Raw genomic sequence first — 24,988 nt, forward strand, 5'->3', positions numbered from 1 at the left:
GGTGATCTGATCGTCAGCGAGGTTCATCCGCCAGAGCTTGCGGCCGAGAATATCGGTCCAGAACAGCGCGTTTTCGCGTGCGCTCCACAGGAGGCCTTCGCCGAGAATATCGCGGGTGGCGCGGCGGATCGGGCGCGGCGTGGTCATGGCTTAGTGGCTGTCGCGCGGGAGGCCGCGGGTCTGGGCGATGCGCTGGTATTGCACGGCGGACTCGATCACTGCGCCGCCAGGATATTGGCCCGTGATATTGCGGTGAAGTTCCTGCCAGGGCGTTTGTGCGGCGGGAACGGCGGCAAGGCCCGCAGCGCGGCGGCGCTCGAGCTCATCTTCGGGCACCAGCATTTCGGCAGTGCGGCGCTTGAGGTCGATGCGGATGCGGTCGCCGGTCTGCAGCAGGGCAAGGCCGCCGCCGACTGCTGCCTCTGGCGCGGCGTTCAGGATCGAGGGGCTGCCCGAGGTGCCGGACTGGCGGCCATCGCCGATGCAGGGGAGGGCATCGACACCTGCCCGGATCAGGGCCGCAGGCGCGCGCATGTTGACGACTTCGGCGCCGCCGGGATAGCCGATCGGGCCGACCCCGCGGATAACGAGGAGGCAATGTTCGTCGATGCCGAGCGCCGGATCGTCGATGCGGGCATGGTAGTCTTCCGGTCCTTCGAACACGATGGCCCGGCCTTCGAAGGCATCGGGATCTTCGGGGTTCGAGAGATAGCGGGCACGGAAAGATTCCGAAATAACGCTCGCTTTCATAACGGCGGATTCAAACAGGTTGCCCGTGAGCACGGTGAGCCCGGCATTGGCGAGCATCGGCTCAGCCAGCGGCTTGATCACGCGCGTATCTTCGATCTGCGCTTCGCTGTAGTTTTCGGCCAGCGTTCGGCCATTGCAGCCGAGCGCGCTGCCATCGAGCAGGCCGCCGCGGAGCAGTTCGCCAACGACAGCGGGAACGCCGCCCGCACGGTAGTAGTCCTCGCCGAGGTATTCGCCCGCAGGTTGGAGGTTGACCAGCAGCGGAATGCCGGCCCCATGGTCCTGCCAATCATCGAGCGTGAGTTCGACGCCCATGTGCCTGGCGATGGCATTGAGATGGATCGGCGCATTGGTCGATCCACCGATCGCGCTGTTGACGCGGATTGCGTTAAGGAAGGCGGCGCGGGTCATGATGTCCGAAGGCTTGCGATCCTTGCGCACCATTTCGACGATAGCGAGGCCGCTTTCGTAAGCGGCTTGCTGGCGATCGCGGTAAGGCGCGGGGATCGCCGCCGAACCGGGGAGCGACATGCCGAGCGCTTCTGCAAGGGAGTTCATCGTCGTCGCCGTGCCCATCGTGTTGCAATAGCCGGTAGAGGGCGCGGACGAGGCGATCAGTTCGATGAACCCGCGGTAATCGATCTCGCCGGCGGCCAGCATCTCCCGCGCTTTCCAGACGATGGTGCCCGAGCCGGTGCGCTCGCCCTTGAACCAGCCGTTGAGCATCGGGCCGACCGAAAGCGCGATGGCGGGAATGTTTACTGTGGCGGCAGCCATGAGGCAGGCGGGCGTGGTCTTGTCGCAGCCGATGGTCAGCACGGTTCCGTCGATGGGGTAGCCGTAGAGCACTTCAACGAGGCTGAGATAGGAGAGGTTGCGATCGAGTGCAGCGGTGGGGCGCTTGCCGGTTTCCTGGATCGGATGGACCGGAAACTCGATGGGAATGCCGCCCGCATCGCGGATACCATCGCGCACGCGGTCGGCGAGGACGAGGTGGTGGCGGTTGCAGGGCGCGAGATCGCTGCCGGTTTGGGCGATGCCGATGATCGGGCGATCCGACTGGAGTTCGGCGACCGAGAGGCCGAAATTCAGATATCGTTCCAGATAGAGCGCGGTCATGTCGGGGTTGCCGGGATTGTCGAACCAGGCGCGCGACCGCAAACGAGGGGCGCGGGATTCTTGGTTATGTTCTGTCATGCGTATTCTATCCCAACTCGGTTTTACTCATCGCGCAAGAATCGGAAGGCTTGTTACCAGCCTTGCCCGAGCCTGCGCCTGGAATGCCGTTTTCCGGCATGTATTCCACCTTACCCACACCACGCTGTTGCTGCAGGGCCCTGCAAGAGGCGGTTTTCCGCCACCTTCTTCCAGGTTCAAGCAACGAACGCTCCAGCGATGATGACGCATCATCATCCGCTGTGCGATAGCCAATTTCCGCATTATAGCATATATATCAGATAAAATATTCCACTCGGAGAAATGCATGCCCCAATCCCGCAAACTGGCGCTTGTCGGTATCGGCAAGATCGCGCGCGACCAGCATCTGCCCGCTATCGCTGCCGAGGCCGGATTCGAACTGGCGGCGGCGGTCAGCCGTAATGGCCGCGTCGAGGGCGTGCCGAACTTCACTGATATCGCGGCGCTGATCGAAAGCGGGCTGGCCATTGATGCGGTTTCGCTGTGCACTCCGCCGGTTGGTCGCCACAGGATTGCGGCGCAGGCTTTGTCGGCTGGCTGGCATGTGATGCTGGAGAAGCCCCCCGGGGCGACGCTCTCGGAAGTCCATCATCTGGAAGCGCAGGCGAAATCGGCCGGGCGCAGTCTGTTTGCGACGTGGCATTCGCGCCATGGTGCTGGCGTTGCCGGAGCCGCCGCTTGGCTGGCGGACAAGCAGATCAGACGGGTGGACATTGTCTGGCACGAGAACATTCGCGTCTGGCACCCGGGCCAGGAGTGGATTCTCGCCGCAGGCGGGCTGGGCGTGTTCGATCCGGGGATCAATATGCTTTCAATCCTGACGGCGATCCTGCCCGGCCCGCTGCGGCTTGCGGATGCGCGGCTGGAATTTCCGGCGGGGCGCGGGGCGCCGATTACCGCCATGCTCGAGATGATCCACGACGAGACCGCGCCCGTTACCGCCGATCTCGATTTCCGCGCGACCGGGACGCCGCGCTGGGACATCGTGATCGAGGCCGACCGGGGCACACTCACACTCGCCGAGGGCGGCGCGCGGCTGTGGATCGACGGGGCGGAGCAGCCCGGTGACGGGATCGGCGAATATCCCGCGCTCTACCGGCGGTTTGCGGAACTGGTCGCCACCGGCCGCAGCGATTGCGACTTGCGTCCGCTGACGCTGGTCGCCGATGCCTTCCTGCTGGGCGAACGGATCGAAACCGACCCGTTCGCCTTCTGAGCCGGATCAGCCCACGCGCCAGATCGAAAGGTCGCGCGGGGCCACAGTGCGCCCGCCGAGCACGAAGACCGCGCCTTCAGGGGCGGGGGCTTCGGCCGGTTCGGCGCCGTAGTTGATCGCGAAGGTCAGCTCGCCGCGTCGGCGGATGCGCAGTACGCCATCGAGCGGAGTGGTTTCGAGGCCCGCCTCGGCGGCCATGGCCTGCACGATGGCGTCAAGCGCGGCGTCTTCGACCAAGGTGGCGAGGTAGTGGACCTTGCCATGGCGGACCATCGCCGGTGCGCCGTCTTCATAGCGGCCGAGCACGGTGCAATCTCCGGCCTCGATCGTCTCGCGCCAGAAGCCGCTGGCGAACGTGGTATTGCCGATGGTGATCGTGCCCGGGCAATCGGGGCGCAGCGTTTCCACCGCCAGCACGCGGATCGGCACGAGCGGACGCAGGCGGCCCGGCGCGAGGCCTTCGGGGATGGTGACGTCATGCGTCTTGGCGCCGGAGCGCGGGCCGATCAGCACGTGGGCCTCGGATGCTTGCAGCCGCGCGGCGGCTTCGGCTGTTGGCAGCGCGAGCGCGGGGACCAGTACCAGCGCATAGCCGGAAAGGTCCGCACCCGGCGCGACGAAATCGACATCAAGGCCAAGGCGGCGCGTCGCGCCATACCAGGCGGTCAGGATCTTCTGGTAGTTGTAGCCGCGTCCTTGCTGCTCGATCTGGCCGAGCCAATCGGATTCGTGATCGACAACAATGGCGACCTGCGCCTTGGTGGGCGCGGGGAGCTCGATTGCGGCGAGTTCGGCGGCGAGCTGTTCGATCTCGGGCCATGCCTCTGCTTCGCTCGAATCCGGGCGGAGCAGGCCAGCGTGCATCTGTTCCTGCGCATAGGGCGCCTGCCGCCAGCGGAAGAAGCTGACGACGGCAGCGCCGTGAGCGAAGGCTTCCCATGACCACAGCCGCACCATGCCGGGGGCGGGGCGGGGGTTGTGGTTGGCCCAGTTCACCGGCCCGGGCTGCTGCTCCATGACCCAGAAGGGACGCCCGGTGAGACCGCGCGTCTGGTCGAACAGGATCCCTTGAAAATCGGGGTGGCCAGTGCGCATCAGCGGTTCGAACTCGGCAGCGGAGGCCTTGGCCAGCGCGAGATCGGCCCGGCCGAGCGGGTAGTTGTCATAGGCCGCGAAATCGAGATCGGCGGCGAGCGCGTGATTGTCGACGCCGGTTTCCGGCATCGGGATGAAGTTGTGCGTCACCCAGCGGCCCGGCGCATGTGCACGGATCACCGCGATCATGTCGGCGTGGAAGCGCACCACCATGTCCGATGAATAGCGGCGCCAAGCCATGCGGTGGGCCGGGCTGGTTTCAGTGACCGCGCCCACAGGCATCTCGATCTCGTCGAAGCTGCGGTACTCCATCGACCAGAAGACATTGCCCCAGGCCGCGTTGAGCGCTGCGATATCGCTGTATTGCTCACGGCACCAGCTGCGGAAGCCTGCGAGCGCGGCGGGTGAGGCACTGATGGCGGTATCGTGGCAGCACAGTTCGTTGTCAGTCTGCCAGCCGACGACATGGGGATTTTCACCGTAGCGCTCTGCTACGGCGGTGCTGATCCGCATCGCTTCGCGGTGCCAGACGGGGCTCGAGAAATCGGTGTGCCGGCGCGAACCGAAGCCGCGCGTGCGGCCGGTTGCGGGATCGACCGGTAGGATTTCGGGATATAGGTCGATCAGCCATTTCGGCGGCGTGGCGGTGGGCGTGCACATCACGACCTTGAGGCCTGCTGCACCCAGCGTGGCAATCGCGCGGTCCAGCCAGTCCCATTCGAAGCGGCCGGGATCGGGCTCGATCCGGCTCCACGCGAACTCGGCGATGCGGACATAGCTGAGGCCGAGTGCGTTCATCCGCCGGGCGTCGGTCGCCCACCATGCTTCGGGCCAGTGTTCGGGATAGTAGCAGACGCCAAGCATAGTGAGCCGATCCTTCGGTGTTTTATCCGGAACCCGGCAGGCCGGGGAGGCGTGCCGGGTGGGCTGGAGAAATGAGTTGCAGGGAACCGCGCTTCAGCGGTAACCCGGCCCAGTCATTTATCATACAAATACCATTTGACCACCGAAAGCTCCCATGACCGCAACATTTTCACCCGCTTATCGTCTCGACAGCGCGAATGTCACGCTGGTGGTGGAGGTGATCGCCGAAGCGCCAACGGTCCGCTACTGGGGGCCGAAGCTGCCGGATGACCTGGCGCCGGGCGAACTTTCCGCGCTCGCGGCGCGGGCCGAAGCCAATGCTTCGCCCGCCGTGGAAGCGCCGCTTTCGCTCACTCCGCAGGCGGGGCAGGGCTTCCCCGGTCGGCCCGGGCTTGCCGCGCATCGCGGCGGGCTGAACTGGGCGAGTTATGCTCGGCTGACCGATGTGGAGCAAAGCGCGAACCGCTTGGTCTTCACCAGCTGGGATGAAGCGCATGGCATCGAACTCGTCCACGAACTGCGGCTTCTGGGCGATGTGCTGGCGGCGACGACCGCGCTGATCAATCGCAGCGCGGAGCCGCTGCAGGTCGATCATCTGGCGGCTCCGGTGATCCCGCTCCCCGGCTTTGTGCGCGAAATCATCGGATTCGAGGGGCGCTGGTCGGGCGAGTTCCAGCTGCAGCGGCACGAGCTTTCCATGGGCACCTGGCTGCGCGAAAACCGGCGCGGGCGTACCAGCCACGATGCCTTTCCGGGGCTGCTCGCGACCGAGCGCGATGCGAACGAGACGCGCGGGCTGGCTTATGGGTTCCATCTCGGCTGGAGCGGCAATCACCGGCTGTCGGTCGAAACGCTGGCAGATGGCCGACGTTCGGTCGCGATGGAGGCACTTTATCTGCCCGGCGAGATTGCGCTGGCACCGGGCGTGGGCCTGGAAACGCCGACGATCTATACGACCGTTTCGGACGCCGGGCTGGGGGCGGTTTCGCGCCAGTTCCACGCATATCTGCGCGCCCGGTACGAGCATCGGCGCCTGCGCGCAAAGCCGCGACCGGTGCATTACAACAGCTGGGAAGCGGTCTATTTCGACCACGACACTGCGAAACTTATGGCGCTTGCGGAACGCGCGGCGGCAGTGGGGGTGGAGCGTTTCGTGCTAGATGATGGCTGGTTCGGCAGCCGCCGAAGTGACCGCGCCGGGTTGGGGGACTGGCAGGTGAGCCCTGCGGTTTATCCCGAGGGACTGGCCCCGCTGATCGACAAGGTGCGCGTCCTGGGCATGGAGTTCGGCCTGTGGGTCGAGCCCGAGATGGTCAATCCCGATAGCGATCTCTTCCGCGCGCATCCCGAATGGGTGCTTGGCACGCCGCCCGCGCCGCAGATCCCGTTCCGCCATCAGCTGGTGCTCGATTTCGGGCGGGCGGAGGTGCGCGAGCGGATGTATCGGGACGTGGCGGCGCTACTGCAGGAATATCCCATCGCGTACCTCAAGTGGGACATGAACCGCGATCTCAGCCAGCCGGGCGGTGCGGACGGGCGCGGGGGGGCGACGGCGCATGTCGAAGGGCTCTATGCGGTGCTCGACCAGCTGCGGGCGGAGTTCCCGGCGGTCGAGATCGAAAGCTGCGCATCAGGCGGCGGGCGCGCCGACTTTGGTGTGCTGGCCCGGACCGACCGGGTGTGGACGAGCGATTCGAACGATGCGCTCGACCGCCTTTCGATCCAGCGCGGGTTTTCGCATTTCCTGCCCGCAGAACTGATGGGCGCGCATGTCGGGCCGATGCGCTGCCATATCACCGGGCGGCAGCTTTCGATGCCGCTGCGCGTGGCGACGGCGCTGTTCGGCCATATGGGCATCGAAGCCGATCTCGGCGAACTCGATGCGCAGGAGACCGTCGATCTCGCCGCCGGGGTGGCGCTGCACAAGGCGCACCGCGACCTGATTCACACCGGGGCGCTCCACCGGATCGACGCGGCGGAGGGCGTAAATGCCTTCGCGATCGTGGCCGAGGACGGGAGCGAGGCGCTGGTATCCTATACCATGGTGGAGGAGCAGCGCGGCTATTTCGCTGAGCCGCTGCGGCTGGCGGGGCTCGATCCGGCGGCGGACTATGAGCTCAGTGTGGTTTGGCCGCCGCGGCTCAAGGCGGCGTGGCCACTGAAGGACGGCGGACGGTTTCGCGGCGCGGCGCTGATGCAGGCAGGCTTTCAGCCGCCGCGCCTGCATCCAGGCACGGCGCTGATTCTCCACTTGAAGCGTTAAAGTGCCCGGTAGGCCGCGATGAAGGCAGCAGCTCGTTCGGCGAGGGCCTCGGTGGTCACGCCGGGGCTGTAGAGCGCGGAGCCGATGCCGAACCCGGCGGCGCCAGCGGTATGCCACGGCGCCATCGTCGTCGGCGAAATGCCGCCGACCGGGAGGACCGCCGTGCCCGCGGGGAGGACGGTGCGGATGGCCTTGAGGACGGCAGGGCTGGCGGCTTCGGCGGGGAACAGCTTGAGCGCGCGAGCGCCGGCCTCAAGCGCGGCGAAAGCTTCGCTCGGGGTCTGGAAGCCGGGGACGGCGATAAGCCCGCGCGCGGCGGCAGCGGCGATCACCGCCGGGTTGGTGTTGGGCGAGACGATCAGCGTGCCGCCAGCCTGCTCCACAGCCTCGACAGAGGCGGTATCCAGCACCGTGCCCGCGCCGACCAGCGCGCGGCCTTCGAGGCGTTTTGCCAGCCGCGCAATGCTTTCCAGCGGACGCGGGGAATTGAGCGGCACTTCGATCAGCGTGAAGCCGGCTTCGACCAGTGTGTCGCCCACCGCATCGGCGGTTTCCGGCGTAAGCCCGCGCAAGATGGCGACGAGCGGCATCGCGGCAAAGGCGGCATTGAAGGTATCGGCAGTCGTCATTGCAGCATGCTCCAGATCTGGGTGATCCCGGCGAGGAAGGCGGCGTGGCTATCCACCAGCCGGGCCTTGCAGCCGAGTTCATCGAGCGCGGCGAGGTAGAGGCCGCCAAGCTCGGGTGAGGCGAGGACATCGACGCCGTCGGCGCGCGCGCCCGCGAAATCGCGCGAAAGGCGGGAATCGCAGTCGCTCCCGATCAGGAGGCCGCTGACGTAGGAAGCCTGGATCGAGCGACCGCGTTTGCCCAGGATCAGTGCAGCGCGCGCGCCGAACAGCCGGGCGAGCAGATCGCCGCCGCGCGCTGCGTTCACGCCTTCGCGAAACGCTGCGCCATCGTGGACGGCGCCATCGAGCCCATCCGCGAGCAGACCGCTGCGGCTGAGCTGTGCGAACAACTCTCCGGTCATCGCGGTGGTAAAATCGATCAGGCTGCCGTTCTGCAACTGGGCCCATTTGGAGTGGGTGCCGGGCTGGCACAGCCAGGCGTCGGCGCTGACAAGGCCTGCAGCGGCCGCGCCGAGCAGCTGGACTTCCTCACCGCGCATGATGTCGGCGCGGTCCTTGCTCTCACGCGAGATGCCCGGGACGATAGCCGTGCGGCCCGGTTCCACCCAGTGAACTGCAGCGACTATTCCTGCAAGATTGGCCGGCGCGGCGACGTAGCCCGCATCAGACCAGCCGCGATTGGACCCGACCATCCCGGCGCAGAGCATCGGCACATCGCCCCATTTCGCGCGCATGGCGGCGGCTTCGGCAGCGAAATCGCCGCCCGCCATGGTGAGTATTCCGCGATCATCGCGCGCCGAATCCACGACGGTTCCGTCCGCCGCGAGCGCGAAAACGCGGCGGTTGGTGGAACCCCAATCGACCGCTAGAGTGGCAACTTCCAAGGGCGTCTCCGATAGCGCGTTTACTTAATTATCATATCTATCTGACTTTGATGTCAGGAGGAATTGAATTATCCGCTCCAGTTGCGTAATCGTTACCCGGCTTGGTGAACAGGAAAGTCAGCGCCATCACGACCGACACCTTCCCCTCTGAAATGCGCACCAGCCTTGGCCGGAACCTGACATATGGCATGCTCGAGATGATCGGCCGTGCCATCGTCATCGGCGAGTACGACAATGTCGCGTTTCCGACCGAGGCCGAACTTGCCCGCAAGCACGGTGTGAGCCGCGCTGTCACGCGCGAGGCAGTCAAGATGCTGACGGCCAAGGGCCTGCTCAGCGCGCGGCCTCGGCAGGGGACGATTGTCCAGCCGCAGTCCTCGTGGAACCTGTTTGACAGCGACGTTCTGCACTGGCTGCTGGAGCGCAAGTTCTCGGTCGAGCTGCTGCGCCACTTCAACCAGCTGCGCGTTGCCATCGAACCCGAAGCAGCGGCGCTGGCGGCGATGCAGGCGACCGAGGCGGAACGCGTGGCGATCGGGGCAGGGCTTGCCCGGATGGTTGCAGCTGAAGCCGGGGCGGATAACACGCTGGCCGCCGATATCGCGTTTCACGTCGCGGTGCTCGAGGGCTCGCGCAACCCGTTCTACAAGCAATTCCGCGATATGGTCGCCAGCGCATTGGCTACCTCGATCCATTTCACCAACCGGATCAAGGGCCGCACCGCCAGCATCGAAGATCACCGCGCGGTCTACGACGCGATCCTGAAGCGCGACAGCGATGGCGCGCGCTGCGCCATGCGCCGTCTGATCGGCGATGTGCTTACCCTCATCGGCGAGGCCGAAGTCACCGCAACCCCCTGAGCCGGGGGCTGGCTCATCACGCGTCAGACGAAGGTGACTTCCGGCCCCTCGGCCTTGTCGCGCTTCCAGAAGCGGATGAAGGTTGCGCGGTTGCCGAAGACGAAGCGGTTCACAGCGAGCGAGAAGCCGATCGACGACCACAGCGTCACGAACATCAGATGGATGTAGTGCAGGCCGAACGGCGCGTGGACGAAGGTGAAGTAGGCATAGAGCATGATGCCAAACAGGACCGCCGCAATCGCCGCGCGGGCATCGACGTCGCGGAACAGCAGCCCGACGATGAAGGCCGAGAGAATCGGCATCGAGAACAGCCCGTTCAGCTGCTGCAGCAGATTGATGATGCTGACCGCGTTTGCGTAGACCGGGATCAGCACGACCGCGATCAGGATCATGATCGCCGAAGCCGCAATATTGAGCGCCCGCACGCTGGCGCGGGGGTTCACGTATTTCTGGTGAATGTCGCAGATGTAGAGCGCTGCCGAGGAATTGAGGATGGCGACGAAATGGGTGGCGACGCTCGTCACCAGAATGGCGGCGAACGTCCCCGCCAGCCAGCCCGGCAGGACATTGCCCACTAGCTTGCCGAACGCGGCATCGTGAACATTTCCATAGAGCTTGTAGGCCACGATGCCGGGCAGCACGACGATGGCGGGCACGATCATCAGGCGGATCGCGGCGGCTGCCAGCACGCCCTTCTGCGCCTCACGCACCGAAGGGGAGGCCATCGCGCGCTGGGTGATCGCCTGGTTGGTCGACCAGTAGAAGATCTGGATGAACAGCATGCCCGTCAGCAGCGTTGGCCAGGGAATCGGCGAATTGCTGTCGCCGATCAGCGTCAGCCGCTCGGGAGGAATGCCGGAGAAATCGAAGCCGATGGCCTGCAGCGACAGGAAGACGAGCAGGAGGCAGATGAAGAGCAGGCTCGCGCCGCTGAAAGTCTCGGAAATGGCGACCGCGCGCAGGCCGCCGAGCACGCCGTAACCGGCGCCAAGTACGGCAATGCACAAGCCGACCATGACCAGCGGCAGATCGATCCCGAACACGCTGCGCAGGAACAGTGCGCCGGTGTAAAGCGCGGAAGGCATCGAGATGAACAGGTTGCCGAAGAGGAACAGCGTCGAGATCATCGTGCGGATGCGATCATCGTTGTAGCGCCGCTCGAGCAGTTCGGTCGTCGTTACGCACTGGTAGCGGTAGTAGATCGGCACGAACACGAAGGCGAGGATCAGCAAGCCAAACACGGCCGCAAGCTCCCACCAGGCCAGCAGCAGCATCTGGTTGCCGTTCGCGCCGACGAGCTGTTCGGTGCCAAGGTTGGTGATCGTGATCGAGCCGGCCACATAGATCCAGGTGAGGCTGCCGCCGGCGAGGAAGAATTCGCGGTCCTCGTTGTCGCTATGCGCGTGGCCGACGCGGGTGCGCCACCAGGTGAGGCTGCCCACGAGCATGATCACGAAAGCAAAGGCGAGCAGCTGCGTGCTCGTGCCGATTGAAACCGGCTGGAGGGAGGTGGCCGCCGCGCTCATGCCGCGCGGCCCTGCAGGAGCGGAAAATGCCTGCGCGCGGGCGCGCTGATCGTCCGTTCGGCTGATGATTGTGCCATGGCATCCCTCGCTTGCGACTGGTCGCACGACCTATTGTCGCATTTATATGATCTATTTCTGCTACGCGTCCGGCGCGGCAAGAGCAAGCCCATGAAATGTCCCGCGCTGCGGCCGCGCCGGCTCACAAGTGCAGTTGCACCGCAGACTGCGTGATCTGGCGCTCGCCGCGGGCGTTGTGCAGCTGCTCAAGCCGGCTCAACTGGCCCAGGCTCTGGATCATCGCGTGGATCGGCGCGAGGTGGCCGCTGCGGTGCAGCTTCAGCACGGCGGCATCGGCCAGCGTTTCGAGCGCGAGCGGATCGATCGTGTAGGCGCCCGTGATATCCTGCTGGTGCTGGTCCGCGAAATGCAGCGTGATCGTCATCGGCGTGATCAGGCGCTCGGCCGCGATGGCGTTGACAAAGCGGTCTGCCGCCTCGGCATCTCTCAGCATCTTCGTGAGGAGCGCGCGGCGGCCAGCGAGGAAGGCGGTCTCGGACCCATCGGGGGCAAACAGCGCAGCGCCCGTTGTGCGGCCGAAGAGGCTGCTTGCTTCATCGATGCACAATTCCAGCGCATCCCCGCTCGGCGTGCCGAGGCAGAAGGGCAGGCGCAGGACATTGTGCGGCAGATACGTCGCCGCCCAGTGCTCACCGATCAGGTAGAGATTGCGGGCCGGCTCGAACCCGAGCAGCGCCACCAGCCGGAATGCGCCGGTCGCGCCGTCCTTGATGAGGACCACGGGATAGTCGCAAGCGGCCAGCGGCACTTCGCCGAGCCCGAGGGGAACATGGCCGAGCCCCGCTGCGGCGGCGAGATCGGTGCCGCTCCCGATGGTGATCTGGCCGTGGCGCGCGTGGCTCACGGCGGCGATGGTAGGCTCGCTGCTCATACCGCCTGGAACCGGTGCACGCGCAAGGCATCGAGCAGTGCGCGGTGCGGGGGCAGGGCGGCGAGCGCCTGCTCCTGCTGGCGCCGGGTCGCCATGAAGCAGCGCTGCGCCAGCGCCGCTTCGGCGGTAACCTGGCTGCCTTCCGCAAGATCACATTCAAAGCCCATGCCGTGGAGCACGTACTGGTAGCTCGGCCACGAGAAAACTTCGGGCTGATGCGGGAAATCCTGCGGCCCGGGCGGGTGGTGCCGCCATAGCGCAAGTTGTTCGCGCAGCCGCTCCGGCACGGTCGCGGGATCGCGGTTGTCGCGCCAGAAGGCGGTCTCCTCGCGCTTGGTGAGCACATAGTGGAGCTTGAGGAAATCGATGATCCGCGCCCAGTGGTGATCGAAGGCGGCGTTGAACTGGCTGGCTAGCGCGGGCATCACGGCACGGTTGCGCGGCAGGCGGTCGACGATGAAATCGACCGCAGTTTCGATCAGCATCAGCGCCGAGGCTTCGAGTGGCTCGAGGAAACCGTTGGCGAGGCCGACGGCAACGCAGTTCTTTTCCCAGAACCGCTGCCGGTGGCCGGAGCGAATCGGGATGCGCCGGGAGTTGAGGCCATTGGCAATCGGCCCGAGATAGGCGCGCAGCGTGGCTTCGGCCTCATCGTGGCTGGTGTGGCGGCTCGAATAGACATAGCCGGTGCCGCGCCGGGTTGGCAGGCCGATGTCCCAGATCCACCCGGCGTCCTGCGCGGTCGAGTTGGTCTGGCTGGCGATGGGCTCGTCCTCGTGCTCGTAGGGCACTTGCAGCGCAACCGCGTGATCGGCGAGGAGCACATCGCTGCATTCGACGAAGGGCACGCCATAAGTCTGGCCGATCAGCAAGGCGGCAAAGCCGGTGCAATCGACGAAGAAATCGCCGGAAACGAGCCCCGTTTCGCGCGTGACCACGCCGGTGATGAAGCCGGCTTCATCGACTTGCACGTCGGTCACGTCATCGGTGATATGGCGAACACCCAGCTGCTCGATGCAATGCTTCTTGAGCAGGGCGGCAAACTTCACCGCATCGAGATGATAGGCATAATTGGCGAGACCGACATATTCGGCGGTGCTGATGGCCTTGGGCGCAAGGCCCGCATCGCACAGCGCAGACTGGAAATCGACCGCATGGGCAAAATCGGTGCCCGCGCCCTGTTGCTGCCGCAGCCAGTGCGCCGAAAGGTTGATCTGTGTGGCGGCCTGCGGCGGATTGAGCGGGTGGTAATAGCTGTCACCCGGCTCGCCCGTTACCCAGCCGGTGAAGCGTGCGCCCTGCTTGAAGGCGGCATCGCACGAGCGCATGAACTCGGTTTCCGAGATCCCGATCTTGCGCAGCGTGTTGCGCATGGTCGGCCAGGTGCCTTCACCGACGCCGATCGTGCCGATGGTGACGGATTCGATCAGGGTGACCTTCACCCCGTTCTCGCCTTCCGGGCGGTGCGCTGCGGCAATGCGCGCAGCCGCAATCCAGCCGGCCGAGCCGCCGCCTACGATCACCACCTGCCGAACCCTGTCGTTCATGTCCTGCTCCCTGACCTCTTATTGCCGCTGCCCGACGGGGCTTGGCAAGGCTTGTCCCAATGGCATCGCTGGGCTCGCCAAGTGCTGCAATTTCGCACCAGTCGAGCGTCAATGCGATGGCCCAAAAAACTTTCATTTGATTTATCTGATAAAACATATCAGTCAAACCCCCAACGACGTGGGAACCCGCGTCGATGCACTTGGCACGTTCCGACCGAAAACGGTTGACGGCAGCATAGGGAGAGCCAAAGTATGTCTCAATTCAATAGTTTATCTGCTATGTCGCGGATGCGCATCCAGGCACTGGCCTGCTGCAGCGCGCTGGCGATCATTGGCGGCGCAGCCCCCGCATTCGCAGATGAAGCTCCCGCCAGCGGCACTTCGGAGCCCGATGCGATTGTCGTCACCGGCATCCGCAGCAGCTTGCGCAGCGCTGCCAGCATCAAGCGCAACGCGCCCAGCATCGTGGACGCGATCAGCTCGGAAGACCTCGGCAAGTTCCCCGATACCAACGTGGCGGAATCGCTGCAGCGCATTCCGGGCGTCGCGATCGACCGCAACAACGGCGAAGGCAGCAAAGTCACCGTGCGCGGCTTTGGCCCGGCATTCAACACCGTGCTCGTCAACGGCCGCACGTTCGCCAGCGACAACCAGGGCCGCGAATTCAGCTTCGACCTGCTGGCGGCCGAACTGATCAACGGCGCGGAAGTTTACAAGAGCTCGCAGGCCCGCCTGCAGGACGGCGGCATCGGCTCGACAATCAATCTCAAAACGCCGCGTCCGCTCGACCTGAATGGCTTCAAGGCCGTTCTTTCGGCCAAGGGTCAGTATGAGCGCAACAGCGACAAGGTGACCCCGCAGGCATTTGGCCTGATCAGCGATACCTTTGCGGACGGCAAGTTTGGCGTGCTCGCTTCGGTTTCCTACCAGAAGCGCGATGCGCAGACCCGCTACACGCAGAACCGCGGCTACATTCCCGGTACGACAGTTGGCCCGGCGGCGAACCCGCTGTTCACGAACGTCTTTGCGCCCCGCAACCAGGACGTTGGCCAGGATGACCAGCAGCGCGAACGTATCGGCGTGACCGGCACCGCCCAGTACCGTCCGAACGATCAGCTGACCTTCACGGTCGATGGCCTCTACAACCAGTTCAACGTCAATTCGCGCGTGCAGGCGCTGGGCAGCTGGTTCGAGCCTTCGAGCTATACGGCGGCCACGATCGATTCGAACCGTACCGTCACCTCGCTCACGACCAACGGCAACGCCGACCTCATCCAGACGTCGAACAACCGCTTCGTGAAGACATACGCATTTGGCGGCAACGCCGAGTGGAAGCCGAACAGCAACCTGACCGTGAAGGCCGACGTTTCGTGGTCGCGCGCCAAGGATTCGGCTGGCGGCCGCAACTACTTCACCGTGATCGGCATCCCGAGTACCTATAGCTTCAAGCAGGCGACCGGCAGCGGCTTCCCCTCGACGGTGGGCTATACTTCGGACCTCACCAACGCCGCGCTGGGCCGTTCGCACATCGCGCTGCGCCAGGGCAACACCGAGGCCGAGCGCGTGCTCGAGTACAAGCTCGATACCGAGTGGAAGTCTGACGGCGGCGTGCTCGATGCGGTCCGCTTCGGCCTCGTCAACACCAACCGCAGCAAGAACAGCCAGGCGATCGGTACCGATCCGAACACCCTGTGCCTCTATTGCGGCTACAACGAGCCCGCTTCGGCTGCTCTGCTGAGCCCGCTCACGCTGCGTGCGCCGGGCGGTACGGGCAGCGTGCCGACCAGCATCCTCAGCTATGATCCCGAGGCTTACTTCAAGTTCCTCGAGAGCCCGGCTCAGGCGGCAGTGCGCGATCAGGCACGCGGCCTTGCCCCCGGGACGACGGCGGCTGCGCTTGCGGCGACCAATGGCTTTGCGGCCAGAGTCCAGCCGAACTCCTTCTCGGTTTCGGAAAAGGTGTTCGCCGGCTACATCGAAAGCGATTTCAAGGGCAACCTTGGCTCGCTGCCGTGGTTCGTCAACTTCGGTGCGCGCTATGTGCACACGGAAGTGACCGCCAGCGGCCAGCAGCTGGCGCTGACCGACCTGCTTTCGGTGCCGAACGATCCGACGATCTACCAGGCGGTCTTCGCCAACGGTGGGGCGCCGGTGGCAACGGCGAAGCGGACGAGCTACGATTACTTCCTGCCGAACGTCAACGTGAAGGTGAACCTGACGGACAAGATCATCGCGCGCTTCTCCGCGTCGCGCACGCTCACCCGCCCGCAGATTCGCGATCTGGCTCCGCGCACGAACTTTGACGTGACGCGTCCGGCCAGCCTCAATGCCAGCGGCGGCAACCCCGATCTGCGGCCCTACACGTCGAACAACTTCGATATCTCTCTCGAGTGGTACCCGACGCCGACCACGACGCTGTCGGTGGCCGCTTACTACAAGAGCGTCGATAACTTCATCGTGCAGACCCGTTCGCTCGAGAACTTCACCATCGCCAATGCCAGCAATCTCCCGATTGGCGGCGGCATCACCGGTCCGAACACCGCGACGTTCAGCGTGCGCCGTCCGCGCAATGCCGAGAACGCCACGGTGCGCGGCATCGAACTCAATGTCGTGCACACTTTCGACTACCTGCCCGCCCCGCTCGACGGCCTCGGGTTCTCGGCCAACGCCACGTTCGTGGACAGCAGCGCTACCTTCGACCCGAAGAGCACGACGACCTCGTTCGCGCTTGAAGGCCTCGGTAACAGCTACAACGTCACGGGCTTCTACGAAAAGAACGGCTTTGCCGCCCGCGTCGCCTACAACCGTCGCGGCCGGTTCCTCGAATATCTGGTGACGCCCGGCGAGGGCGGTGACCCGGTGTTCCGCCGTCCGTTCAGGCAGGTCGACGTGCGCGTGAGCTACGATGTCACCAAGTTCGCGCAAGTCTTCGCAGATGGCACGAACGTGACCAATTCGAAGAACGTCACCACTGGCCGCTTCGACAATCAGGTGCTTGACTACGTCGACACCGGCGCGCGCTATTCGGCTGGCGTTCGCCTGAACTTCTGATCGTCCACCCCCTCCGGACGTGAAGGCGCGCTCATGCAGACTTATCTGCGTGGGCGCGTTTTCGTTTGGGGCGAATCCTGCTGACATCAAGAAACGGAAAAGCGTGTGATGAAAAACCTCCGGCGTCTGCTTGTATCCGGCCTGGTCCTTGCGGGCGCGGCCCAGCCTGCCCTGCAGGCCCAATCGCTCCCTGCGGCCCAGCCGGTGCGGCAGGCCTATGCAGTGCCGCCGCCCGATGCGCCGGAGCTCGCGGCGCTGGGCTCCTATGCGATCGGGACGCAGGCGCTCGCCATCGACGCGCCGGATAGCGTGGTGCTCTCGGCCGCCGGCCCCACGCGGACGACCAGGACGATCCGGGCGCGGGTGTGGTATCCCGCTGCAGCCCAGCCGGGCGCTGCGCGGACCTCGTTCTCGCACGTGCTGCCAAGGCCCGATGGCACGGGCGGCCCGTTTGTCATTCCGAGCCTTGCGGTGGACGGCGCCGCGCCGATCAAGGGGCAGCGCTTCCCGCTGGTCGTCGTCTCGCATGGGTATAGCGGCTGGGACACCTTCATGACCTGGCTGACCGAGAACCTCGCCACCAAGGGTTACGTCGTCGTCGCGATCGACCATGCCGACCTGCGCGTGGTGAACCCGGCGGATTTCCCGGTCTCGTTCGGCAATGTGCTGGTCCACCGCGCGCGCGATATCCGCTTCGTCATCGACGATCTGACCCGCCGCGCGGGCAAGGCCGGCGATGCGCTGGGGCAGGAGATCGACGCGGATCAGATTGGCCTTGTCGGTTATTCGATGGGCGGTTTCGGCGTGCTCGGGGCTGCCGGGCTGGACTATTCTCCAACGAGCCCGGTGTTCGGCCAGCTACCGGCGCCTGCCCGCGACCAACTGTTTGCGAGCCAGAAGGCGGGCAAGCCGCTCGCCGCGCGGATCAAGGCGGTGGTGGCGCTCGCTCCGTTCGGCGGCAGCCCGGCGGTCCGCGTCTGGTCGGAGGCGGCGCTCGCTGCCTTTGCCAAGCCGGTGCTTTTGATCGACGGCGATGATGACGATATCGTCGACGCGAGCGGCGGCGTGAGCTGGGTTTTCGCACAGATGGCGAACAATGAGCGCCACTTCCTGCTTTATCAGAACGCCCGCCACAACGTCGGCGGCAATCCGCCGCCGCCCGAAGCCGATGCCGATTTCTCCACGCGCGAATACTTCGCCGAGCCGGTCTGGCGCACCGAGCGGATCAACGCGATCAACCAGCACTTCATCACGGCGTTCCTCGACCTTCACCTGAAGGGCGATGAGGCCAAGCGCGCCTATCTCGATGTCGCGCCGCCGCTCGCGGGCGATGGGCAGTGGCCGCTGGCGCCTTTCCAGAACGTGGGCGGCAAGCCGGCTGGTTCGGAGCAGCCGGGCTTCTGGCGCGGCTTCCAGCGGCGCTGGGCGCTGGGCCTCGAAATGCGCGGCGGCGAACCTGCCAAGCGCTGAGGCGCATCAGGCGGCGGGGAAGGCTGCCTCGCCCGTCGTGCCGGAAAACAGCGTTTCGGTCTTGCCGCCGACCCAGATCGGGCTGCCGGGTTCGTGTTCGATGCGAACCCGGCCCGAGCGGCCGAGGCGGGTGCCCTGGGTCGCGGTGTAGGGTGCGGTGACGTGCCCGGCGCGCAGCATCCATTCAGCGGCCGAGGCATTGAGGCTGCCGGTGACGGGATCCTCGATCAGGCCGCCGTAAGGATCGCTGAAGATCGCGCGCACTTCGTAGGCAAAGGGGCTGCCGGCAGGATGCAGACCGACAAGGCCGATATCGATGCGCGCGGCATGGGAACGCGCGGGCTCGACCGCGATGACCGCCGCCGCATCGCCGAGCTGGATGCCGAGCCAGCCGGGGCCATTGTCGATCCATTCGGCAGCGACCACATCGTCCGGCGTGATCCCGAGAACAGCGCAGGCTTCCGCCAGCTTCTCCGCATCGACCGGCCCTGAGCGCAGGAGCGGCGGCGCAGCAAAGGCGAGACCATCGGCGCTGCGGCGCACATCGATCAGGCCCGCGCCGCATTCCTGCACGACCTTGCCTTCCTGGCGCGGCGTGCCTCCCAGAGCGAGCCAGGCATGCGCCGAGCCCAACGTGGGATGGCCTGCGAACGGCAGTTCCCGATCGAGCGTGAAGATGCGGACGCGGTAGTCTGCGGCGTCGGCGGTTGGCGGCAGGAGGAACGCCGTTTCCGAAAGGTTGAGCCAGCGGGTGATGGCCTGAAGCTCTGCCGTATCGCGGTCGGCGTCGAGTGCGATCACGGCCAGCGGATTGCCGGAAAACGGAGTCTCACCAAAGACGTCGACAAGCTGGAACGGGTACTGCGGCATGATTTTGCGAACCTCTGCGCCGGGGATGGCACGCCGGAGAAGATCGCAGCGCATGGGCTGTTTGCAAGAATGAAAAGCGTGAGGGGTACAGTCTGGCTATCGGCCGGGGGGTGCCGAAAAGGCCTCAATCGTCCGGGATGGCGAGGCTGAAACGCATGCCGGCAACCAGCGTGCTGCGTGCGCCGATGGCCCAGCCGGGATGGATTACATATTGCAGATCGGGCTGGATATTGAGCCATGGGGCGAGCTTGCGCTGCGCGGTGAGTTCGATCACGGTTTCGGCGCGGTGCGCGCTATCCGGTGCGAACAGCGTCTGCCGTGCGGCGTGGCCCAGCCGCGCATGGGCCGCTGCAAGGCCGAGCCGCCACTCGCCGACAATGGCGACCGCGCCGCCGCCGGCATAAGCTGCAATCGGATTGGGACGCGCATCGGCGATGCCGAACCGGACCCACGCGCTGATCTTGCGCGTCACTGCGCCCTCAAGCATGCCGTAGGCGCCGCGCGAAACGGCGGGCGGCTGGATCGTATCGAGCGCGTCGAAGCGCGTGGTGTAGTGCCAGCCGCCGAACTGGAGCAGCCAGGTGCCGACCGGCACGCGCGCCTCCGCGATGAGCAGGGCGCCGGTGGTGCCGGGAAACCGCACCGCCAGTTTGCGCGGATCGTCCCGCACGCCCGCCAGCGCATCGAAGGCGCCCAGCGCGAGCGCCTTGCGGCCGCGCTGCAGCCGCACGACCAGCGCGGAGGCTGTCATCGGGAAGATCGAAGGGCCAGCGAGGCCGCTTTGCGAGATTTCCGGCCCGATCCCGAAGGCACTGTTGACGAACAGCGAGCCGGTGTTCTGGATATCGAACTCGGCATTGAGATCGATCAGCCCGGCCTTGGCCGAGAGGGCGGGGCTGGGCTTCCACTGCACCCAGGCTTCGTAAACGTGGGGCAGGGTATCCGCCTCGATGCTGCTTACCGTCTGGTAAAGACCGACGCGGCGGCCCGAGAAATCGGGGCCATGGGCTGCCATGACATCGATATGCGCGGAAAGCGTATCGAGCCCGACGACGGGGCCCTTGAAGTCCACCCACCCATCGGCGCGGCCGACCACATCGGTGCCGCGCTCGGGGCTGCCGCGGAGGGCCGTGAGCATATCGGCAGTGTAGGCTGCGCCAAAACTGATGGCCGATTGCGCCACTGCCGGGGCGGGCGCGGACAGGCTTGTCGCGGCAAACGCGAGTGCGGCAGAGGCAAGGCGAGGGGTCCGGGGCATGGTGCCGCTGAATAAGATCCAGACGGATAAGATCGCACTTCGGCGGGATCAGGGAAAAGGCGCAGCATCGCCGCAGCATTCCTGCAGGGTTTTGCACAGGGCCGCGTTTCGCTGTGCGGCATCATTTCGTGCGCGGATGAATGCCGGTGCGCAATTTCATGATGACTCTGCCTCGCCAATGCGGTAACTGCCCGATCACAAAACAAGTCGTTCACCCGGCGCGGCCTTGGGAGAGGATGCGTAAAATTGCACCGCGCCGGGTGTCCAGATTTGGTTTTGTTCCCCTATCGTTGATTTTTGTCGTCGTCCGCAAGGATGGCGCGCTGCCCTTGTGCGCACGTTCGCGGCACGCCTGAGCCGCCCGTCCGCTGCCGTGCAACAGGCGCGGAACGGGGCGGATTTATTGCGCGTCAGGCGTTGGGGCGATTGGCGAGGAGGTTGTCGACCACCGAAGGGTCCGCCAGCGTTGAGGTATCGCCGAGATTGCCGGTGTCGTTTTCGCCGATCTTGCGCAAGATGCGGCGCATGATCTTGCCGGAGCGGGTCTTGGGCAGGCCGGGAGCGAACTGGATAACGTCCGGTGTTGCGATGGGGCCAATCTCGTGGCGGACCCACTGGACGAGCTCCTTGCGCAAGGCTTCATCGGGCTCGACGTCGGCGTTGGTTGTCACGAAGGCGTAAATGCCCTGGCCCTTGATCTCGTGCGGCATGCCAACCACGGCGGCTTCGGCGACCTTGGGATGGGCAACGAGCGCGCTCTCGATCTCGGCGGTGCCCATGCGGTGGCCGGAGACGTTGATCACGTCGTCGATCCGCCCGGTGATCCAGTAATAGCCGTCCTCATCGCGGCGGCAGCCGTCGCCGGTGAAGTAATGGCCGGGGAAGGTGGTGAAGTAAGTCTGGAAAAAGCGCTCGTGATCGCCCCAGACGGTGCGCATCTGGCCGGGCCAGCTCTGCTCGATGACCAGGCAGCCATCCGCTGCACCTTCGAGGAGTTGGCCCTCACCGGTGAGGAGCGCAGGCTTCACGCCGAACATCGGCCGCGTGGCCGAGCCGGGCTTCAGCGCGGTGGCGCCGGGCAGCGGGGTGATCATCGCGCCGCCGGTTTCGGTCTGCCACCAGGTGTCGACAATCGGGCAGCGGCCTTCGCCGACGACCTTGTGGTACCATTCCCAGGCCTCGGGGTTGATCGGCTCGCCCACCGAGCCGAGCAGACGCAAGGACTGGCGGCTGGTCTTCTTCACCCACTCGTCGCCCTCACGCATCAGCGCGCGCAGGGCTGTGGGGGCGCCGTAGAAAATCTCGACGCCGAACTTGTCGACGACCTGCCAGAAGCGCGAAGGATCGGGGAAGTTCGGCACGCCTTCGAACATCACCGTCGTCGCGCCATTGAGGAGCGGGCCGTAAACGACATAGCTGTGGCCCGTGACCCAGCCCACGTCCGCCGCGCACCAGTAGATCTGGCCGGGACGGTAATCGAACACGTACTCGTGCGTCATCGAGGCCCAGACGCTGTACCCGCCGGTGGTGTGGAGCACGCCCTTGGGCTTGCCGGTGGAGCCGGAGGTATAGAGGATGAACAGCGGGTCCTCGGCGCTCATTTCCTCGGGCGGGCAGTCCGCGCTCTGGGCGGCGACCGCGCTGGCCCAGTCGAGATCGCGGCCTTCGACATGCGGCACAGCCGCGCCGGTGTGCCTCAGGACGATGACGGTATCGACGCCCGGGCAGTGCCGGAGCGCCTCATCGACGTTGGCTTTCAGCGGCACGTGCTTGCCGCCGCGCAGGCCTTCGTTGGCGGTGATGATGAGGCGGCTGTCGCAATCGGACACGCGCCCGGCCAGTGCATCGGGCGAGAAGCCGGCAAACACGATCGAGTGGATCGCGCCGATCCGTGCGCAGGCGAGCATGGCGACGGCGGCCTCGGGGACCATCGGCAGGTAGATCGTAACGCGCGAGCCGCGCACGACGCCGCGCAACTTCAGGAGGTTGGCGAAGCGGCAGACGCTTTCGTGGAGTTCGCGGTAGGTGATGCGGCGGTCGGGCGTGTCCGGGCTGTCTGGCTCCCACAGGATGGCGATCTGGTCACCGCGTTCCGCGAGGTGGCGGTCGAGGCAATTGGCGGCGAGGTTGAGCGTGCCGTCCTCGAACCAGCGGATGCCGAAATCGGCCTCATGGAAGCTGGTGGTGCTGACCGTGGTGAAGGGCTTGATCCAGTCAAGGCGCTTTGCTTCCTCGCGCCAGAACGCATCGGGTTCGGCCAGCGACCGGGCGTACATCGCCTGATAGCGAGTCTCGTCGATCAGGGCGCCCTTGGCCCAGTTCTCGGGGACCGGGTAGATGGTCTGGCTCATCGGGGCGTCCTCTCGCAGCGTGTTGGTTTTTCGCCGCTATAAGACGCAATGGGCCGGGTTTGCCAAGCCTTGAATTTACCCCTCCGCCCCGCCTGCGGTGGGCCGGACCGTCAGTGCGCTCCGGCCATGGCGGTGAGGAACATCAGCACGACGGGATGCGGTTCGATCGTCGCCAGCTGCGCCTTGACCGCGGCGAAGGCTTCATCGGCAGCGGTGAGGGCGAACTGGATGTCCGCCTCAGTCATGGCCGCGCAGAAGAACATGTTGTGCCAGGGGTGGACGTAGACCCCGCGCTTCAGCATCGCCTCGCCCCAGGCAAAGCCAACACGGTAGTCGGGGTCATTGTCGAACAGGATCTGCGGCATCTGCACCGGGCCGGTCTGGCGCAAGGCGAAGCCGTGCTTGGCGGCCAGCGCATCGAGGCCTTCGCGCCATAGCGTGCCGAGGCGGACGGAGTTTTCGAGGTAGTCGGTCTCGCGCAGGATCTTCAGCGTTTCGACCCCGGCCGCCATCGGCACGGCGGCAAACCAGAACGAGCCGGTGACGTAGATCTGGCTCGCACCCTCGCGGCAGCGGTCGTTGCCGAGGAGGGCGGAGATCGGGTGGCCGTTGGCGAACGACTTGCCCCAGCAGCTCATGTCCGGGCGCACGCCGACGAGTTCCCAGCTGCAATCGCGGATCAGGCGGAAGCCCGCGCGGACATCGTCGACGATCAGCATGGCGCCGCACTCGTCGCAGAGTTCGCGGGCGCGCCGCGCATAGGCCGGATCGGGCAGCGCCTGATCGATGAAGGCATCGTGCTTGAAGGGCGAGGCGAAGATGGCGGCGAGATCATCGCCCGCTGCGGCGACGGCGGCTTCGAGGCTGGCGATATCGTTGAACTGGTATTTGGAAATGAACGCGCGCTCTTCGGGGACGATACCGGCGGGCATCGGCGTGCACCACGGCGCGGCACCGTGATAGGCGCCTTCCGCCACGAGCACGCGGCGCTTGCCGGTCTGCGCGCGGGCAGTGGTCATCGCCATGGTCGTGGCGTCGGTGCCGTTCTTGCAGAACATCGCCCAATCGGCGTGGTTGACCATGCCGACAAGGGCTTCGGCGAGATCGACGAAATGGGCGCTGGGGCCGGTCATCGTATCGCCCAAGGCAAGCTGCGCGACAGCGACATCGTTCACGCGCCGGTCGTTGTAGCCGAGGAGGTTAGGGCCATAGGCGCACATGAAATCGAGGTAGCGATTGCCATCGACATCCCAGATATAGGCGCCTTCGCCGCGGCTGAAAAATTGCGGGTAGGACGCGGGGAGCAGCGTCGTCGCCTCGTGGCCGTACATGCCGCCCGGCACGACTTTCATCGCGCGCTCGCGGAGGGACTGGTCGGCGGCGTTGCCAAGGTGCGGGCTGGTCATCGGGCTCTCCCTCTTATGGTTCAGGCGGCTTGTTCTGCGCTGATGCGCAGCGGCAGGCATTCGGGCAGGAAAGTACGGGCATAAGCCTCGCGCGCGCGGCGGGCCTGCTCCTCGTAGGCGTCGGTGATCGTGCCGTGGCGGTGGACCGACAGCGTCCAGATCGCATCGTTGATCACGAGCAGTTCGGTGAAGCGCTCGATCAGTTCGGCGCTGGGGGCGATCTCGAACAATTGGCTGAGTTCGGCCATCGAGCGTTCGGCCAGCACGCGGTCGTTTTCCAGATCACGCGCGCGGATCGTGGCGGAAAGGCCGGAGCCGAGCAGCAGCCGACGCGCGGCAGCGTGGGCGTTGTAGTGATCACGGCCGTGGGCGTAGCGCGCCGACATGTAGTCCTGCCAGGACTGGATGCCGGGGGGCAGGGGCTTGTCGAGCAGGGCGACAAATTCGCGGGTGTAGCGTTCGGCAAGCGCGACGAAGATTTGCCCTGCATCGGGAAAGAAATGGTAGATGGAAGGGGCGGAAAGGCCCGCCTCTTCGGCCAGCGTGTAGATGCTGATCTGCGCAGGCTCGAGCGTTTCGAGCAGGCGATCGGCGGAATCGAGGATGGCCTCGAACCGCTGCTGGCTGCGCTTCTGGCGCGGAAGACGAACCCTTTCGGCAGAGCCGCCTGCCGCGGGCCGGGGAATGATCGTAACCATGCCGCCAAGCCTAGCGCCGATTTTGCGCGGTTCAACCATTTTCAGATAAAAATCCGAACTTATATCAGATTCAACTTGACGCCCCCGGCCCTTGCGCGGCA

Annotated in this window: 18 protein-coding genes (1 of these 18 cut by a window edge); 5 read left to right on the top strand and 13 right to left on the bottom strand. The window is 65.6% G+C overall.

What is annotated here, in order from left to right; genetic code table 11:
- Both ACO056_RS07880 and ACO056_RS07885 read right to left on the bottom strand, forming a co-directional pair.
- Nucleotides 1-147 carry the start of an SMP-30/gluconolactonase/LRE family protein gene (locus ACO056_RS07880; RefSeq protein ID WP_421854292.1) on the bottom strand. The gene continues 726 nt to the left of window position 1, outside the view, so only the first 147 of its 873 coding nucleotides appear in the window; its start codon is at nt 145-147; its stop codon lies beyond the left edge, outside the window.
- Between the two features lie 3 nt (nt 148-150).
- Nucleotides 151-1,947, bottom strand: coding sequence for an IlvD/Edd family dehydratase (locus ACO056_RS07885; protein WP_421854295.1), 1,797 nt, complete (start codon nt 1,945-1,947; stop codon nt 151-153).
- Between the two features lie 286 nt (nt 1,948-2,233).
- Here ACO056_RS07885 and ACO056_RS07890 point away from each other — a divergent pair, with 286 nt between their 5' ends.
- Nucleotides 2,234-3,163 carry a Gfo/Idh/MocA family protein gene (locus ACO056_RS07890; RefSeq protein ID WP_421854298.1) on the top strand — a complete coding sequence of 310 codons (930 nt, stop codon included), beginning with the start codon at nt 2,234-2,236 and terminating at the stop codon, nt 3,161-3,163.
- A 6-nt stretch (nt 3,164-3,169) separates the two neighbouring features.
- Here the strand turns inward: ACO056_RS07890 and ACO056_RS07895 are convergent, their stop codons facing one another.
- Complete coding sequence (locus ACO056_RS07895; RefSeq protein WP_421854301.1) at nt 3,170-5,122, bottom strand: beta-galactosidase; 1,953 nt, start codon at nt 5,120-5,122, stop codon at nt 3,170-3,172.
- Between the two features lie 154 nt (nt 5,123-5,276).
- Between ACO056_RS07895 and ACO056_RS07900 the strand changes: the two genes are divergently transcribed.
- Nucleotides 5,277-7,385 carry an alpha-galactosidase gene (locus tag ACO056_RS07900; RefSeq protein WP_421854304.1) on the top strand — a complete coding sequence of 703 codons (2,109 nt, stop codon included), beginning with the start codon at nt 5,277-5,279 and terminating at the stop codon, nt 7,383-7,385.
- Here ACO056_RS07900 and ACO056_RS07905 read toward each other — a convergent pair.
- Together ACO056_RS07905 and ACO056_RS07910 are read right to left on the bottom strand one after the other, a co-directional pair.
- A complete protein-coding gene (locus ACO056_RS07905) occupies nt 7,382-8,014 on the bottom strand; it encodes a 2-dehydro-3-deoxy-6-phosphogalactonate aldolase (RefSeq protein WP_421854307.1) in 633 nt (210 codons plus the stop codon). The genes ACO056_RS07900 and ACO056_RS07905 overlap by 4 nt on opposite strands.
- Complete coding sequence (locus ACO056_RS07910) at nt 8,011-8,901, bottom strand: 2-dehydro-3-deoxygalactonokinase (RefSeq protein WP_421854310.1); 891 nt, start codon at nt 8,899-8,901, stop codon at nt 8,011-8,013. The genes ACO056_RS07905 and ACO056_RS07910 overlap by 4 nt, the downstream gene beginning before the upstream one ends.
- A 152-nt stretch (nt 8,902-9,053) precedes the next feature.
- Here ACO056_RS07910 and ACO056_RS07915 point away from each other — a divergent pair, with 152 nt between their 5' ends.
- The gene (locus ACO056_RS07915; RefSeq protein ID WP_421855382.1) at nt 9,054-9,761 is read left to right on the top strand and encodes a FadR/GntR family transcriptional regulator; all 708 of its coding nucleotides are present in this window, start codon (nt 9,054-9,056) and stop codon (nt 9,759-9,761) included.
- A 23-nt stretch (nt 9,762-9,784) separates the two neighbouring features.
- On the opposite strand, the gene ACO056_RS07920 is transcribed toward ACO056_RS07915, so the two are convergent.
- From ACO056_RS07920 to ACO056_RS07930, 3 genes are all read right to left on the bottom strand, one after another.
- Nucleotides 9,785-11,287 (bottom strand): SLC5 family protein, encoded by a 1,503-nt coding sequence (locus ACO056_RS07920; protein ID WP_421854313.1) that lies wholly within the window; start codon nt 11,285-11,287, stop codon nt 9,785-9,787.
- Nucleotides 11,288-11,486: 199 nt separating this feature from the next.
- Nucleotides 11,487-12,236, bottom strand: a complete 750-nt coding sequence (locus ACO056_RS07925; RefSeq protein ID WP_421854316.1) for a SapC family protein — start codon at nt 12,234-12,236, stop codon at nt 11,487-11,489.
- Complete coding sequence (locus ACO056_RS07930; protein ID WP_421854319.1) at nt 12,233-13,783, bottom strand: tryptophan halogenase family protein; 1,551 nt, start codon at nt 13,781-13,783, stop codon at nt 12,233-12,235. The genes ACO056_RS07925 and ACO056_RS07930 overlap by 4 nt, the downstream gene beginning before the upstream one ends.
- Nucleotides 13,784-14,062: 279 nt before the next feature.
- Here ACO056_RS07930 and ACO056_RS07935 point away from each other — a divergent pair, with 279 nt between their 5' ends.
- Both ACO056_RS07935 and ACO056_RS07940 read left to right on the top strand, forming a co-directional pair.
- Complete coding sequence (locus tag ACO056_RS07935) at nt 14,063-16,834, top strand: TonB-dependent receptor (protein ID WP_421854322.1); 2,772 nt, start codon at nt 14,063-14,065, stop codon at nt 16,832-16,834.
- Between the two features lie 108 nt (nt 16,835-16,942).
- Nucleotides 16,943-18,304: an alpha/beta hydrolase family protein gene (locus tag ACO056_RS07940; protein ID WP_421854325.1), complete on the top strand. Its 1,362-nt coding sequence runs from the start codon at nt 16,943-16,945 to the stop codon at nt 18,302-18,304.
- Nucleotides 18,305-18,310: 6 nt separating this feature from the next.
- Here ACO056_RS07940 and ACO056_RS07945 read toward each other — a convergent pair whose 3' ends face one another.
- From ACO056_RS07945 to ACO056_RS07965, 5 genes are all read right to left on the bottom strand, one after another.
- A complete protein-coding gene (locus ACO056_RS07945) occupies nt 18,311-19,174 on the bottom strand; it encodes a PhzF family phenazine biosynthesis protein (protein WP_421854328.1) in 864 nt (287 codons plus the stop codon).
- A gap of 124 nt (nt 19,175-19,298) precedes the next feature.
- A complete protein-coding gene (locus ACO056_RS07950) occupies nt 19,299-20,432 on the bottom strand; it encodes a carbohydrate porin (protein ID WP_421854331.1) in 1,134 nt (377 codons plus the stop codon).
- 410 nt (nt 20,433-20,842) lie between these two features.
- A complete protein-coding gene (acs, locus tag ACO056_RS07955; RefSeq protein WP_421854334.1) occupies nt 20,843-22,783 on the bottom strand; it encodes an acetate--CoA ligase in 1,941 nt (646 codons plus the stop codon).
- 110 nt (nt 22,784-22,893) lie between these two features.
- Complete coding sequence (locus ACO056_RS07960) at nt 22,894-24,189, bottom strand: aminotransferase class III-fold pyridoxal phosphate-dependent enzyme (protein ID WP_421854338.1); 1,296 nt, start codon at nt 24,187-24,189, stop codon at nt 22,894-22,896.
- 20 nt (nt 24,190-24,209) lie between these two features.
- Nucleotides 24,210-24,887, bottom strand: coding sequence for a TetR/AcrR family transcriptional regulator (locus ACO056_RS07965; RefSeq protein WP_421854341.1), 678 nt, complete (start codon nt 24,885-24,887; stop codon nt 24,210-24,212).
- Between the last annotated feature and the right edge of the window lie 101 nt (nt 24,888-24,988).

The sequence above is a fragment of the Novosphingobium sp. genome, from assembly GCF_965228995.1.
Lineage (GTDB): Bacteria > Pseudomonadota > Alphaproteobacteria > Sphingomonadales > Sphingomonadaceae > Novosphingobium.